Annotated in this window: 13 protein-coding genes and 1 pseudogene; 12 read left to right on the forward strand and 2 right to left on the reverse strand. The window is 40.1% G+C overall.

Annotation, left to right across the window (positions count from 1 at the left end):
* The first annotated feature begins 5 nt into the window (after positions 1–5).
* Positions 6–1,022 carry a metal ABC transporter solute-binding protein, Zn/Mn family gene (locus P9989_RS05380; protein ID WP_283077779.1) on the forward strand — a complete coding sequence of 339 codons (1,017 nt, stop codon included), beginning with the start codon at positions 6–8 and terminating at the stop codon, positions 1,020–1,022.
* A gap of 46 nt (positions 1,023–1,068) precedes the next feature.
* Here the strand turns inward: P9989_RS05380 and P9989_RS05385 are convergent, their stop codons facing one another.
* A complete protein-coding gene (locus P9989_RS05385; protein ID WP_283077780.1) occupies positions 1,069–2,238 on the reverse strand; it encodes an MFS transporter in 1,170 nt (389 codons plus the stop codon).
* 154 nt (positions 2,239–2,392) lie between these two features.
* On the opposite strand from P9989_RS05385, the gene P9989_RS05390 reads away from it, so the two are divergent.
* The 3 genes and pseudogenes from P9989_RS05390 (at position 2,393) to P9989_RS05400 (ending at position 4,354) form a co-directional block, all read left to right on the forward strand.
* On the forward strand, positions 2,393–2,785 hold the full coding sequence (locus P9989_RS05390; RefSeq protein WP_283077781.1) for an OsmC family protein: 393 nt from the start codon (positions 2,393–2,395) through the stop codon (positions 2,783–2,785).
* 103 nt (positions 2,786–2,888) lie between these two features.
* Positions 2,889–3,496, forward strand: a pseudogene (locus tag P9989_RS05395) (YczE/YyaS/YitT family protein).
* Positions 3,497–3,559: 63 nt separating this feature from the next.
* Positions 3,560–4,354 (forward strand): YfkD famly protein, encoded by a 795-nt coding sequence (locus P9989_RS05400; protein ID WP_283077783.1) that lies wholly within the window; start codon positions 3,560–3,562, stop codon positions 4,352–4,354.
* A gap of 4 nt (positions 4,355–4,358) precedes the next feature.
* Here P9989_RS05400 and P9989_RS05405 read toward each other — a convergent pair whose 3' ends face one another.
* Complete coding sequence (locus P9989_RS05405; protein ID WP_283077784.1) at positions 4,359–5,213, reverse strand: mechanosensitive ion channel family protein; 855 nt, start codon at positions 5,211–5,213, stop codon at positions 4,359–4,361.
* 195 nt (positions 5,214–5,408) lie between these two features.
* Between P9989_RS05405 and P9989_RS05410 the strand changes: the two genes are divergently transcribed.
* From P9989_RS05410 to P9989_RS05445, 8 genes are all read left to right on the forward strand, one after another.
* On the forward strand, positions 5,409–5,555 hold the full coding sequence (locus tag P9989_RS05410) for an SE1561 family protein (RefSeq protein WP_283077785.1): 147 nt from the start codon (positions 5,409–5,411) through the stop codon (positions 5,553–5,555).
* A gap of 124 nt (positions 5,556–5,679) precedes the next feature.
* On the forward strand, positions 5,680–6,993 hold the full coding sequence (locus P9989_RS05415; RefSeq protein ID WP_283078845.1) for a Na+/H+ antiporter family protein: 1,314 nt from the start codon (positions 5,680–5,682) through the stop codon (positions 6,991–6,993).
* An 82-nt stretch (positions 6,994–7,075) separates the two neighbouring features.
* Positions 7,076–7,855: a delta-lactam-biosynthetic de-N-acetylase gene (pdaA, locus tag P9989_RS05420; RefSeq protein WP_283077786.1), complete on the forward strand. Its 780-nt coding sequence runs from the start codon at positions 7,076–7,078 to the stop codon at positions 7,853–7,855.
* A gap of 157 nt (positions 7,856–8,012) precedes the next feature.
* The gene (locus P9989_RS05425) at positions 8,013–8,882 is read left to right on the forward strand and encodes a DNA-3-methyladenine glycosylase family protein (protein ID WP_283077787.1); all 870 of its coding nucleotides are present in this window, start codon (positions 8,013–8,015) and stop codon (positions 8,880–8,882) included.
* A 175-nt stretch (positions 8,883–9,057) separates the two neighbouring features.
* The gene (locus P9989_RS05430; protein ID WP_283078846.1) at positions 9,058–10,947 is read left to right on the forward strand and encodes an ATP-binding protein; all 1,890 of its coding nucleotides are present in this window, start codon (positions 9,058–9,060) and stop codon (positions 10,945–10,947) included.
* A 305-nt stretch (positions 10,948–11,252) separates the two neighbouring features.
* Positions 11,253–12,101, forward strand: a complete 849-nt coding sequence (locus P9989_RS05435) for a YitT family protein (RefSeq protein ID WP_283077788.1) — start codon at positions 11,253–11,255, stop codon at positions 12,099–12,101.
* A 143-nt stretch (positions 12,102–12,244) separates the two neighbouring features.
* Entirely contained in the window at positions 12,245–13,816 is a 1,572-nt protein-coding gene (gene mbcS, locus P9989_RS05440) for an acyl-CoA synthetase MbcS (protein ID WP_283077789.1), read from the forward strand.
* Complete coding sequence (locus P9989_RS05445; RefSeq protein ID WP_283077790.1) at positions 13,813–14,241, forward strand: GNAT family N-acetyltransferase; 429 nt, start codon at positions 13,813–13,815, stop codon at positions 14,239–14,241. The genes mbcS and P9989_RS05445 overlap by 4 nt, the downstream gene beginning before the upstream one ends.
* The last annotated feature ends 133 nt before the right edge of the window (positions 14,242–14,374 follow it).

Here is a 14,374-nt window from a genome sequence, read left to right on the forward strand (position 1 = left end):
TAACCATGAGTAAATATTTAAGTCTTATTTTGATACTTACTTTATTTTTATCTGCATGTGGGAACGAGACATCTCCAGAAGATTCGTCAGACAAACAGTTGGAAATTCACACGACCGTTTATCCATTAAAGTTTTTTACAAAACAAATCGCTGGTGATTTAGCAGAGGTTTCATCCATCTTGCCCCCAGGTACAGACCCTCATACTTATGAGCCAACCACAAAAGAGATGATCAAAATAGCAGAAGCGGAGGCATTTGTCTATAATGGAGCGGGCCTTGAATCCTATGCCAAAACGATCGCTGAGACTGTGAAGCCTGAAGGGGTGGAAATTCTAGAAGCGTCTAAGGGCGTAAAGCTTGAAGAACACGTTCATGACCATGGGGGTGATCCTCATTCTGAAGAAAAGGAGACTCATGCTGAAGAAGAGCATTCTCATGAAGAAGAAAAAGATCGTTCACATATAGGGGAAGGGCATGAGGGGCATGTACACGGTAATCAAGACCCTCACATTTGGCTTGACCCCATTCGTTCGATTCAATTAGCTGAAAATATTAAAGACATGCTTATTTCTCTGCAACCCGAATCAGAGAAGCAATTTACCGAAAACTTTAACCAGCTGAAAAATAAGCTGATTGAATTAGATCAGCAATTTCATAATCAGTTAACCAGTAAGCCAAAGGATAAAATCATTGTTTCCCATGCCGCTTATGGATACTGGGAACAAGCATACGGAATCGAACAGGTGGCTGTTTCTGGTTTAACCCCAACTAGTGAGCCATCACAAAAAGAACTTGAAGAGATTATTGAAACAGCTGAGAAATATCAATTGAACTTTGTATTATTTGAACAAAACGTTACACCTAAAGTAGCCAAAGTTGTTCAGAATGAGATCGGCGCAGAACCACTGCGCATTCATAACCTTTCGGTGTTAACAGAAGAAAATATCCAATCGAATGAAGATTACTTTAGTCTAATGGAGAAGAATCTTGAAGTGCTGTCTAAAGCCCTGTCAAAACAATAAAAAGCTGCACACCGATAATGGTGTGCAGCTTTTTTACCATGGTATGTCAGGTGCTAAGGTGCTGAACTTGCGGATTCCGTTTCGAAGCGGTAGAAATAAACACGAGCAGGAGTAATCCGACAATAATATAAAAGAATGATAAGCCTGGAAAAAGATCAATAACAATCCCTGACAGAAATGGTCCCGCGATACTTCCAAGGCTAAAAGCCATCCCGCACATAATGTTGCCTGCTGGAAGTAATTCCTTTGGAAGCAAATCTGTCATATAGGATATTCCCAGTGAGAATAAAGACCCTACAAAGAGTCCGCCTAAGGCAAAGGTTACGAATAACCATAGCGTAGAATGCTCAAAGAAGGCAGCGAATAGGAAGGCCACCATTCCTCCTGCAACTACGAAAAGGATGACTTTTTTTCTGCCAATTCTGTCACTTAAAGCTCCGAGTGGTATTTGCGATAATAGACTCGCTGCTGCGAATGATGGAATGATCAGAGACAGGATGTTTACATCATGGCCAATTCGCATCCCATAGACAGGGAAAATGCCATGGAGAGTAGCTTCAAGAAATCCGTACGTCAGTGGAGGGAGAAAAGCTACCCATCCAAGCTTAAGAGCCCGGCTGAACCGTTTTATTGAACTTGTGCTGTAGACAGTCGTGTCGTTATGATCAGGCATCTCATTTCGGACAAACCACATGGTGCTCCAAACGATCAAACTAAGAAGAGCCGATACTAGAAACGGTATGTAAAGGCTGATCGACAATAAATTCGTCATTAGGGGACCAAGGGTAAACCCTACGCTGAAAAACAAGCCGTAGTAGGCAATACTTTTGCCGCGAGATTCATTGGCAGCTGAGGCGGTAATCCATGTTTGTGTGCCAAAATGCAGCACTTGATCGCCAATCCCGACGAGCATGCGTAAAGCAAACCAAAACCATAAAGCCTGCCAAAACGGAAACAAGGCGAGCGAAACAAAGACGAGGGCTCCCCCTATCATAATAATAGGCTTATACCCTAGTCTCTGAAGTGGCTTCTCCATAAATGGAGAAGAGATTAAAATCCCGATATATAATCCGGTAGCGTGAAGGCCGTTAATTGAGGAAGAGACCCCATTCTTCTCTAAGATCACCGCTAATAACGGTAACAGCATACCTTGAGAAAAACCGGAAATTGTCACAAGCCCAATGAGAATCCAAAATCTTGACCGTGCTGAAACCACAGTTCGCTCTCCCCCTTCTGTATTCAGTCATCCATATTATCGTAAACGAAATCAACCTAAGTGGGCAAGAATATTACACGTGAGGGGTTATTTACTTGCCTTTAACGGTTATTATATAAAGAGAAAGACACTTTACGGAAAGGGGAAGGATACAATGGAATTTTACATTAAAGGTGAGGGCATTCGTACATCTTTTGATTACGGGGAACTGGACATTTCTGGTGATGAAATGAATGGTTTTCGTCCATTTCAGTTGATGGTTGCCTCGATTGCCGGATGTAGTTTGAGTGTGTACCGTAAAATTTTGGACAAGCAGAGAATTGATTATGAAGACATTACGGTCCAGGCAAACGTTGAACGGAATACGGAAGAAGCCAACCGGATAGAGAGAGTCAGCCTGCGTTTCGTTGTTAAAGGTTATCATTTAAATCAAGATAAACTGCTAAAGAATTTGGAGATATCCCGTAACAATTGTTCAATGGTCCAATCTGTAAAGGATAGTATCGAAGTAGAAGAATCTCTTGAGTGTATTCAGCTCAGCAGGTAAAATAAAGGAGCCTATCCTGAAATAAGCAGGATGGAGCTTCTTTTTTATTGACTCTGAACCTGTTCAAACAACATGAAAAGGTTCTGCATACAGGGGTGGGGACATGAGGACTTTTTTAGTGAAAACACTTTTTTATATAGTGGGTTTAACCATCATCTCACTCGGTGTTACCTTAACGATTAAAGCAGACCTTGGCGCAGGAGCCTGGGATGCGATGAATGTCGGGCTCACTGAAATAATTGGCTTCTCAGTGGGGAATTGGGTCATTATTATTGGTTCCATTTTGATAGGCACCAATGCACTCATTGCCAGGGAACGTCCAGACATACTGGCGGTGGTCACTATTTTAGTTATCGGGAAGATGATTGATTTTTGGCTGATTACTGGTTTGGCTCCGTTCTCTTTTACCGGATTTTTAACTCAATTTATCTTCCTTATTTTAGGGATAGTTGTAATTGCAATAGGGGTTTCGTTATATTTACAGCCAAACTATTCACTCAATCCAATCGATGGTTGGTGGCATTACAGAAACGGTTTGGCTTATCGCTTACTGTCGCAAAAACGTTCACGGAAGGATTTGCTCTGATCCTTGCTCTCCTTTTTGGGGGACCTATCGGACTTGGGACTGTAATCATCCTCGTGTTAATTGGCCCAACGATCCAGTTCTTTGATCCAAAGGCAGAACGTGTGATGAACAAAATGATTTCTTAAATGAGAATAGTTCAGGACCATTTTTCACAAGCTATAGAAAAATGAAAGGTGGTCAGAAACAGGATGAGATTCAAGTGGCTAGGACTTATCGTTCTTATTGGCTTCATCTCTTTAGTTTCATCACAAGGTATACTTGCCAAGGAAAAAGAACAGGACAAAAATTCAACCATCCCTAATCACGTCTTAAATATTTCGAAGGATAACACCTATCCTAACTCAACAGATGATCAAGAAATATTAGAAGCTGAAAAATTAACGGATGAACTGATGGAAGAGTCAGATGTTCGGATTACGAACCCACAGTTGATCGAGATGCTAAATGAAACAACTCTAAAACCTTCCCCGTTTGCATTAGGTTATCGAGCGGAGATTTTTTTAGGACGGTGGCCATTAACTTATAAATCAACAGAGTCCAATATTAATTGGGAGTATCAGCAGATTAATGTTAATGAGCTGGACAATCATGGAGGCACCCAGCCAGCCAAAATGAGTTACGAGCAGAAGGAAGAAAAGCATGTAAAAGGTGGACTAACATCCAAGATCAGCCACAGTGATCAAATCATGAAGTTAATTTTGTTAGAGGCACAAAAGAATTCGAAGCTTCCACTTTCGTTTCACACGGTAATAGGGGCGGGAACGAAGCAGAAAAACACATACTCTGTGCCCGTTAATAAAACAGGTGTTCTTCAAGCATATGCCCCTGCCATCAACGAAAAAGGGGAAGTCACATTTGGTGATGTGTACATTAAGTTAAAAGGCTCGAAGAAAACCTTGGAAATTAAAAATGTAACTAGACAAGGGATCGGGGCCTGGATTCCCATTCAGGATCATGTCAGTTTCTCTTTTGAATTAAAATAAAGCCTTATTCCTCTGGTGAGGAATAAGACTGAACTTGAACGCGCTGCTCCGCCATGGCAATGTTATGATCAAACATTGTCTCGGCAATGATCCGGCGCGTTTCTTTTGATGCGGTCCAATAAACGAGATCTTCCACAACGCCCGTTATTGTATATTGATAGCCGTGGAATTGATCATTGAGCGAATTCATTCCATAAACTTTAAAGGGTTCAATAGGCTTTTTGGCTAAATCTTTTTTCAGAAACATGCCTATTTCATCGTTTAAACGCACACATGCGGCTTCTAAAGCCGTAAACACTTTTCTGGGATCTTCACGAAAGTTCGTGGTTACATGCTCGATGACACGCATGTAATCAAAATTGTAGTTCTCAATGGTTTTAATTTGGCCATTGCTGATCGTTAGGAGTTTTCCGCTCCATTCCCTGATCTTCAAGAAACGAAGTCCGACATCTTCAACGATACCGTGATGCGTGTTATTCAGTGTTATATAATCCCCTTTATGCAGTTGTTTCTCATACAACAGGAATATTCCTGCAAAAAAGTCTTTAATAAGGCTCTGGGCACCAAAACCTATAATAACCCCGATGATACCGGCACCGGCTAGAATTTTTCCGATATCAACCCATATGGATAACACGATAATGATAAAAGCTATTACGGCTCCATAACTGACGATCGAGTTGAGCATCGCTTCGAGTGTCTTTTCTTTTCGTTCTTCTATGAAAGATGTTCTCGTAAAGAACGATCTGATCATTTTACGAATAATCATGACAGCAAAAAACAAAACGACCGCACTAACAAGAATTAGAACGGTTTTTTGATTAAACAGACCTCTGATGATATCTACAAATTGTTCCACGTGAAATGCCTCCTGATTAAAATTATGCATGGAATGTTTTGCTGTATAGTTAAAGGACCCAGGAGACTAGAAAGGTCATCATGGGTTTACGTTATTATACCATGTATATCATATTGGATTTTATGGACACACTTTCTACTTTGTACTATGATGGGCAAGATGGTTTAAAAACAAACGTTGAAGGGGTATGAGAGAATGTCTCAGCAAGAAAAACTGACTGATCTTAAATCGCGGTTATCTGCATTTATGAATCGCGTTGATCAAATGGATCCCAATGAAACATCCGTTGAAGATATTGATGAACTGATTAAGATGCTGGAAGATCTCGAACGAAAAATGTAAACGAAAATTTCTACTCTCACGCAGCAGTGAGGGTTGATTTTTTGGCCACAATACTTTATCATGATAAATCGCTAATGTAAGAAAGTGTTAGAGAGATAATACAACTGAGAGAGGAGCGACCATGATGGCGTTAGCTGTTATTGTATCTGTACTCGTGCTCACGATCTTAAGTTTAGCCCGAGTTAATGTCATTATAGCGATTCTTGCAGCGAGTCTCACAGCAGGAATCATGAATGGAGAAACGCTAATAAGTTCATTAGAACTGTTAGTTAGCGGGATGGGTGATCAGGCGAGGGTTGCCTTAAGTTACGTCCTGCTTGGTGCTTTTGCCGTAGCAATTAGTTATTCGGGAATTACCAGTATGTTTGTCGGTTATTTGTTAAAAGTACTAAAAGATAAGCGGACAATTACTGTACTAATTATCGCGGGGGTGGCTAGTTTATCACAAAATGTGATACCTGTTCATATTGCTTTTATTCCTATTCTTATCCCCCCTTTGCTTCACATGTTCGATAATATGCAAATAGACAGGCGGGCAGTAGCGTCTGCTCTTACATTTGGGCTCAAGGCACCTTATATTATGATCCCAATCGGCTTTGGCTATATATTTCATGAAACGATTCAACAAGCGATGGCATCAAACGGTGTTTCCATTTCGATAAATACTATTGCTAAGTCACTGCTTGTGCCCGGTCTCGGGATGATTGCAGGGTTACTGTTTGCGGTATTTATTACGTACAGGAAAAGGAAGGAGCCTTCACAAGCTGAGAATTTTGATGATGAACCGAGCACACTACTGCGTAATTTCACCCCAGAGCGTTTCAACAAAAAGCACGGGTTTACGATTATTTCCATCCTTGTGACTTTGTTCATTCAAGCCTATTGGAAAGACCTTATCCTAGCCGCATTAGCCGGGTTGACCCTTATGTTTATTTTTAAAGTTGTACCGTTTAAAAAAGGTGATCGAATTGTGAATGATGGAATTGCAATGATGGGAACGATCGCTTTTGTCATGCTGGTGGCGGCAGGCTATGCCAATGTACTGACAAAAACTCAATCAGTTTCAGCACTTGTGGATGCAAGCTCCGGGTATTTAGGTGACAGCAAAGCAGTAATTGCCTTTGTATTATTGCTCGTAGGGTTAGTTGTAACAATTGGAATAGGATCATCGTTTGCAACAATTCCTATCCTCGCTGCATTGTTTGTCCCTATTTGCGTTAGTGCAGGCTTCTCTGCCATGGCTATTGCTGCATTGATTGGGACAGCAGGAGCTCTTGGCGACGCAGGTTCCCCAGCTTCAGATAGTACGCTTGGCCCGACATCAGGACTAAATGCCGATGGGAAACACAATCACATCTGGGACACATGTGTGCCGACCTTCCTTCACTATAATATTCCATTGTTTATTTTTGGACTGGTGGCTGCATTGATTCTATAAAAAAAAATTGTGGATAATAATTCAATCACCTGATATATTATTGCCCCTTTATCACATACTAAGGAAAAAGTGAGTGGTAGTTATGTGGCGACAATTGTTGGCGTTGTGTATTGCTTTTACCTTACTTATCATCCCAATAACAACGTTTGCAGAGGGATGGGGGTATAAGAAAAGCAGTGACGGAAAAGTACCCGAAGTGGGGAAATATGGGCCTCTGGTGGAGAAATACGATGGGTTTTATGTAGATCATTCTGGTGAAAAAGTGGTTTATTTAACTTTTGATAATGGTTATGAACAGGGCTATACAGCAAAAGTGCTCGATATTTTGAAAAAGCAACAAGTTCCTGCTGCTTTTTTTGTGACAGGTCATTATATTAAGAGTGCTCCTGAACTGGTTAAAAGAATGGAAGAAGAAGGCCATATTATCGGTAACCATTCTTGGAGCCATCCTGACTTCACGAAATTATCAAAGCAAGAAATGAAAAATGAACTTCAAAAAGTGGAAAAAGCTGTGAAAGAACTGACAGACCAAGACTCCATGACATACATGCGTCCTCCGCAAGGGAAATTTAATGAACAAACCTTAAAATGGACGAGGGAGTTAGGCTACGTTCACGCTTTTTGGTCACTTGCTTTTGTTGACTGGCAGACGGACGGTCAGAAAGGGTGGGAATACGCTTATCAGAGTGTGATCAATCAGATTCACCCGGGAGCCGTTATATTGCTGCATACCGTATCAAAAGATAACGCAGATGCTTTAAATGAGTTGATTATACAGCTAAGAAAAAGAGGATACCATTTCGGAAGCTTACATGAGTTAATGATGAAAAAGCTTATCCCTTTTCCAATAGTTCATTTATAGGATGTGAAAAGACCTGACCTTATAAACAGTCAGGTCTTTTTTTATATGTCCGATTGGTGTAAAATTACAAAAAAGGAATACATAACGAAAGTCAAATGCAATAAAGAGGAGCAGGCCAAGTCCTCTTTTTAGTTTATATAGAAGAGGGGGACTTAGTATGTGGGAAGTGAAGATGGAAGCTGCAGGTATATATGATTTTGATTATGCTTTGCAAAGATGGGCTATGGATCCGCTAACGCACTTAAATGTGAATGAAAAGTGGGTCGATATTCCTGTCCAGATGAAAAATGATTCCTGCGTTGTTCGAGTAACCAGCATAGGAACAACTGAACACCCCTGGTTTAGAATTGAGGGAAATAGTCAAAAGAATAAGGAGAGCCTTCTTGCTCATGTAGTTCATCTCTTTCAATGGGAGCGGAGTTTGGAAAAGGTTCAAGAGCACTTTGCTCATACAAATTTAGGTGACTTATTTGCGCTTTACCCTGGCACCCCGATTGTTAAGGATTTTAATTTATACGATTGTTTAATGAAAGTGATTATACACCAGCAACTGAATATGAAATTTGCTTATACACTGAGCACAAGGTTTGTTGAGCAATTCGGGTATAAGAGGGATGACGTGTGGTTTTACCCTAATCCGGAAGTTGTGGCTAGTTTGGACTACGGGCAGCTTAGGGAACTGCAGTTTAGTCAGAGAAAGGCAGAGTATATTATAGATACCTCACGTTTAATTGCAGAAGGGAGTTTAAATTTAGAGGAGCTTTCTAAGAGACCAAATGAAGAAGTTATGGCTGAACTCGTACAGATTCGAGGAGTTGGACCATGGACGGCAGAAAATTGGCTGATGTTCGGAGCAGGCAGGGGAAATTTGTTTCCTAAAGCTGATATTGGCATCCAAAAAGCATTACAGCGTTATTTTAAGTCAGATAAACGCCCGGATTTTGAACAAATGAATGAACTGAGTGCTGAATGGGGACCCTTTAAAAGTTACGCTTCTCTGACGCTTTGGAGAAGTATAGAAGGCTGAATAAGCATTTTTAAGTCATATTTTATCAGATCTGCTCGTATGATGATAAAAAGCTACTCGTCCTTATTTTTTCCAAACGAAATGCTGGGATGATATTCAAAATTTAATATCAATGCGTTATAATAAAACCCATGTTGGAAAATATGGATGGTAAAGGAAAGAGGTCTTAATATTGGTGACTAGAGAGAGGTATTCTGACCATGTTCATAGCGGAGAAGTGTTGGACATACTAGAAGCTAGCGGCACTCCGGCATGTCTCATCAATGTCCATTACCAGTCTGTTACATTCAATGATGAAATGCGTAAAATGCTGCAGCTTGATCAAGTGTATTTATCTTTTTGTGAATGGTTGTCTTTGATCCGCACTTCAAATCGTCCGGAAATCCATCAATTAATTCATCAGACTCCTAAGGAAAAGGAGAAGAGTCTTACAATTCATCTAAAGATTGCAAATGACTATCACATGTTTATGTGCAAGATGATCAATTTAGAAAATGATCAGAAGGTGCTTATTTTTTCAAACGCACAGTCAACTGTAAACGGCTCACTGCCCTATAAGAGGGATGAGGATCCGTTACCCTCAAATCATTCTTATTTACACTCAAATACTTCTGCGAAACAATCACAGCCTGCAATTCATAAATTAGATCTGATTTCGGATTCATTTACCGATCATAAAAGGTCATCCAAAGAAGAATTGTTTACACAAGTTGCCGATCACTTTCCACATGGGTTAGCTATGATTAATAACAATTGGGAAGTCATTTATGCAAACGATAAAATGGAGCAGTTAACCGGTCTTTCCTACCATGAGAATTCCCAGAAGAAACTATGGGATGTTATCTCTGTAGAGGAATATGCCAGCTTCTTTCAGCGTTGCCTGAGGGCTATGGATACTCAGGAGATGATAGAAGTCGAGGGGGATATACTCGACCAGACGGTGAAAATGACCATTTTACCTACAGCTCAAGGTTTAACACTAATCGGACAAGATATTACTTTAAATAAACAGCAGCTTCAAGCTTTACAAGCATCCGAGAAAAGGTTTTCCATTTTAGCCAATAATATTAATGACGTCTTTTGGATCTGTGATTTGGATTTTCAAAAAGTTCATTATATCAGCCCTGCATTCAATAAAATGTTCGGTATGAAAAGAAGAGAGCTCTTAACAGGCTGGTCTGTCCTCAAGAATTTGATCCATATGAATGATTACAATAAGGTGACCAGTGCTTTTTCTATTATGAAGCAGCAAAAGCACCATGTGGAGTATCGAATAACGACCAGGGCCGGAGAAGAAAAGTGGATCCGAACTCAAGGTTTCCCTGTTATCAATGAAGGTGCAGAATATGTCATTGGAACCCATCAGGATATTACGAAATTTAAAGAAATAGCTCAACTCAAGGAGAAATCGCAGCAATTATCAACGATTACTCAAATGGCCGCTGGTGTTGCTCATGAAATTAAGAATCCATTGACAGCCATAAAAGGGTTTCTGCAAATAGGTGCTGCTAACCCTGATTTACGTGACAATTATTATGAAATTATCCTGGATGAAGTGAATCGTATTGAATCGATTGTCCAGGATTTCATGATGCTGTCTAAACCGAAGTCTTCCATTCAGTTAGAAGATATTGATATTGAGGATGTTGTCTCCTATGTTTTGCGATTATTAGATCCTGAAGCAACGAGCAAAAATATCAATTTATCCTTTACCTGTAATATTGTAGAGAATACTTTTCAATCAGAACCCAAAAGATTAAAGCAAATACTGCTCAACATCATTAGTAATGCAATTGACGCGACTGACAAAGGTGGCAATGTGGAAGTGTCTGCCTATACAAGAGGAGACAATTTGATTCTGTCTATTATTGACGACGGACACGGGTTAAGTGATCAAGATCTGGCCAAGCTTGGAGAGCCATTCTTTACGACGAAAGAAAAAGGAACGGGACTTGGTGTCATGGTAACGAAAAAAATGGTTAATGATTTAAATGGAATGATCGCTTATAAAAGCGAACTACATCAAGGAACTTCCGTCACTGTGAGTTTGCCATATGACCTGTAACTTAAAAGATCCGTTGCGGCGTTCGCAGCGGATCTTTTTGATGCAGCAACTTTTCCTTACCCACTTGCTAGTAAATTCAGAAAACACATGTATTTTTTATAGAGATATAACAATATAATAGAGACTAAAGAACTAGCGTAACAGTTTTAATTGTATGAAAAATTCGGCAACAAACGCTTACATAAAAAAACTTTATTTTTTTAAAGCAAAGCTGTTTACAAACTTTCGAAAGCCCTCTATAATCCCGATTGTACTAAAAAATAGTCAACAGAATTAGATGCTATTGTGTAAGGGAGGGCCATTGTATGATGAAAAAATTACTTTCCTTCTTACTCATAAATGTTGGGTCTTTAGGAGTAGCTGTAAATGTTCACTTCTTTCTTTCGCCAAACGATTTAGCCACTGGAGGAGTAAGTGGGTTATCCATTGTTTTGAGCAATGTATTTCCTGATCTTTCCTTAGGATTGATCATGCTTATGTTGAACATCGTTTTATTTATCATAGGTTTTATATTTCTAGGATTTCAGTTCGGGGCTAAAACCATTTATGCAAGCTTTGCCCTATCCTTTATGGTATGGGGATTGGAAGCTCTATTTCCTATGAACCAGCCATTGAGTGATGATTTGTTAATCCAGCTGATTATAGGACAAATCATTGCCGCTTCAGGGATGGCCATCGTATTTCATCAAGGAGCTTCCACGGGCGGAACCGATATCTTTGCTATGATTTTGAATAAATATTTCTCTATCGAAGTTGGTAAAGGAGTACTTTTCTCTGATCTTGCTATTGCCGTTTCTTCCATCTTTGTATTTGGCCCTGCGGTTGGAATGTATGCATTCTTCGGTGTGATCCTAAATGGATTAGTGATCGATTATGCGTTGCAGCAGTTTAATCACAATAAAGAAATTGTTATTATCAGCAGGGAAAGTGAACAAGTTCGTCACTTTATAGTGCATAATCTTGGACGTGGAGCGACAATACATTATGCTCGAGGAGCCTTTAATCGGGAAGATAAAGAGGTTATTACCACGATCATGAACAGAAAAGATTATACACGTCTTAAAAAATATATGATGGCTATCGATGAGAAAGCTTTTATCACTGTTCATTCGATGAATGAAATTATGGGACAAAACTTTAAACGTTTAGCATAAAGCCTCGTAATTATGCCACTAGAAAAGATTATTTTTCTGGTGGCTTTTTTACATGAAATTATCTCATTTTAAAATTTTGAAAATTTTGATATACTTAAATAGATTAAAATGACTAGGTACTCATAATCGGAGGAGGAATCGCAGTGGACCAAGATCAACTGATTGCACCAGAACAATATAACATCGTAATGGAAATGGAGAAATATGCTAGAGAACCAGATAGAAAAGCCTTATTATGGCTAAATGAAGCGGGTGACCGCGATGAAATTACATATGACGAATTGATTAAAAATGCAAATAAAATTGGAAACGCTTTCCTTGAGGCGGGTTTAAAAAAAGGAGATAAAGTGTTAGTCATGATCCCGAGACTGATCTCTGCTTATCAAGTGTACGTCGCCGCCTTGAAAGTGGGGATTGTCGTCATCCCTAGTTCTGAAATGCTCCGTTCTAAGGATCTGACTTACCGTATCTCCCACGGAGAAGTCACGGCAGTTGTTAGTCATTATCCTTTTACCGATCAGTTTGACGAAGTAAAGGAAATGGAGCATGTGAAAGCATTTACTAGTGGTGGGTCCAAAGAAGGCTGGTTAAGTCTGGATGACTTGATGAACGAGCAATCTGATTCACTGGAAATGGCTGATACACATCGAGATGATATGGCATTTCTTTCTTATACTTCCGGTACCACAGGGAATCCAAAAGGGGTTGTACACACTCATGGATGGGGATTCGCTCATTTAAAGACGGCTGCCTATAAATGGCTTTCGATCGAGGATGGAGATACAGTATGGGCTACAGCTGGACCAGGCTGGCAGAAGTGGATTTGGAGTCCATTTCTTTCCGTCTTAGGTACAGGAGCAAGAGGGCTTGTCTATCAAGGTAAATTCGATCCAAACACATATTTGAGTATGCTTGATCAACATCAAGTAAATGTTCTGTGCTGTACTCCGACTGAATATCGATTAATGGCAAAGGTCGATAATTTACATGAATACAGCCTCGAATACTTGCATAGTGCTGTCTCAGCTGGAGAACCACTAAACAGGGAAGTGATCGATACGTTTAATAGGCACTTTGACATAACGGTTCGTGATGGTTATGGTCAGACCGAAAATACGTTACTTGTTGGAATTATGAAAGATATGGAAGTTCGACCTGGTTCAATGGGACGGCCGACACCAGGGAATCTTGTTGAGGTCATCGATGAGGAAGGCGAACCGATTAAGGCTGGTGAAGTCGGAGATATTGCTGTTCATTTAGATACTCCCGCCTTATTTAAGGAGTATTATAAGGACGCTGAACGCACTAAGCTGGCGCAAAGGGGAAATTATTATGTAACAGGGGACCAAGCTAAAAAAGATGAAGATGGGTACTTTTGGTTCGAGGGAAGAAGCGATGATATTATCATTAGTTCCGGTTACACGATAGGGCCTTTTGAAGTAGAGGATGCGTTAGTTAAACATGCCGCCGTCCAGGAGTGTGCAGTGGTCTCCAGTCCGGATGAAGTCCGTGGGAATGTTGTCAAAGCATTTATTGTTCTGCAGGAGGGATATGAAGGAACAGAAATGCTGATTAGAGAACTTCAGAATCATGTGAAAGAATTAACGGCTCCTTATAAGTATCCTAGAAAAATTGAATTCATTACAGAGCTGCCTAAAACAACATCAGGTAAAATCAGACGAATTGAATTGAGAAAGCAGGAGCAGCCCAATTGATACGTAATGCAGTTCAGCAGGATGCAAAAGACTTGGCTCAACTAATGGAAACCTTGGGATATCCGACGACATCAATTGAAATGGAACGTCGTCTAGCCAAGATTCTGCAAGATGATATTTACCATACGTTTGTATATGAAGAAGATGATAGACTTCAAGGTATGATCGGTTTTGTGTTTAATGTTGCTTATCATACAGACGACCCTCATCTCCGTGTGATTGCTTTCAGTGTGAGGGAAACCTGTCAAGGGCAGGGAATTGGAAGAAAGCTGATGGAGCAGACGGAACGCTGGGGGCAGCAACATGGAGCAAATATGATTGTACTAAACAGTGGAAATCGGTCAGAACGATCCGATGCGCATCAAATTTATCACCATTTAGGATTTGGGGGCACAGCTACTGGTTTTTATAAAAAAATACATTAAAATACTAAAAGACCTGAGATAAGCTTCTCAGGTCTTTTAGTATTTTTAGGGTGGTTCGAACTGAGTGATTTAATGAATGTAAAAAGTGAAACGAAAGACACGGGTTATTCGTATAGTTTACAGGGTGAACCCA

This window comes from Halobacillus naozhouensis (assembly GCF_029714185.1).
Lineage (GTDB): Bacteria > Bacillota > Bacilli > Bacillales > Halobacillaceae > Halobacillus_A > Halobacillus_A naozhouensis.

What these genes read in the sequence shown, in the direction of transcription:
- P9989_RS05380 (WP_283077779.1), top strand. Translation starts at nt 6, where the DNA reads ATGAGTAAATATTTAAGTCTTATTTTGATACTTACTTTATTTTTATCT.
- P9989_RS05390 (WP_283077781.1), top strand. Translation starts at nt 2,393, where the DNA reads ATGGAATTTTACATTAAAGGTGAGGGCATTCGTACATCTTTTGATTAC.
- P9989_RS05400 (WP_283077783.1), top strand. Translation starts at nt 3,560, where the DNA reads ATGAGATTCAAGTGGCTAGGACTTATCGTTCTTATTGGCTTCATCTCT.
- P9989_RS05410 (WP_283077785.1), top strand. Translation starts at nt 5,409, where the DNA reads ATGTCTCAGCAAGAAAAACTGACTGATCTTAAATCGCGGTTATCTGCA.
- P9989_RS05415 (WP_283078845.1), top strand. Translation starts at nt 5,680, where the DNA reads ATGGCGTTAGCTGTTATTGTATCTGTACTCGTGCTCACGATCTTAAGT.
- pdaA (WP_283077786.1), top strand. Translation starts at nt 7,076, where the DNA reads ATGTGGCGACAATTGTTGGCGTTGTGTATTGCTTTTACCTTACTTATC.
- P9989_RS05425 (WP_283077787.1), top strand. Translation starts at nt 8,013, where the DNA reads ATGTGGGAAGTGAAGATGGAAGCTGCAGGTATATATGATTTTGATTAT.
- P9989_RS05435 (WP_283077788.1), top strand. Translation starts at nt 11,253, where the DNA reads ATGATGAAAAAATTACTTTCCTTCTTACTCATAAATGTTGGGTCTTTA.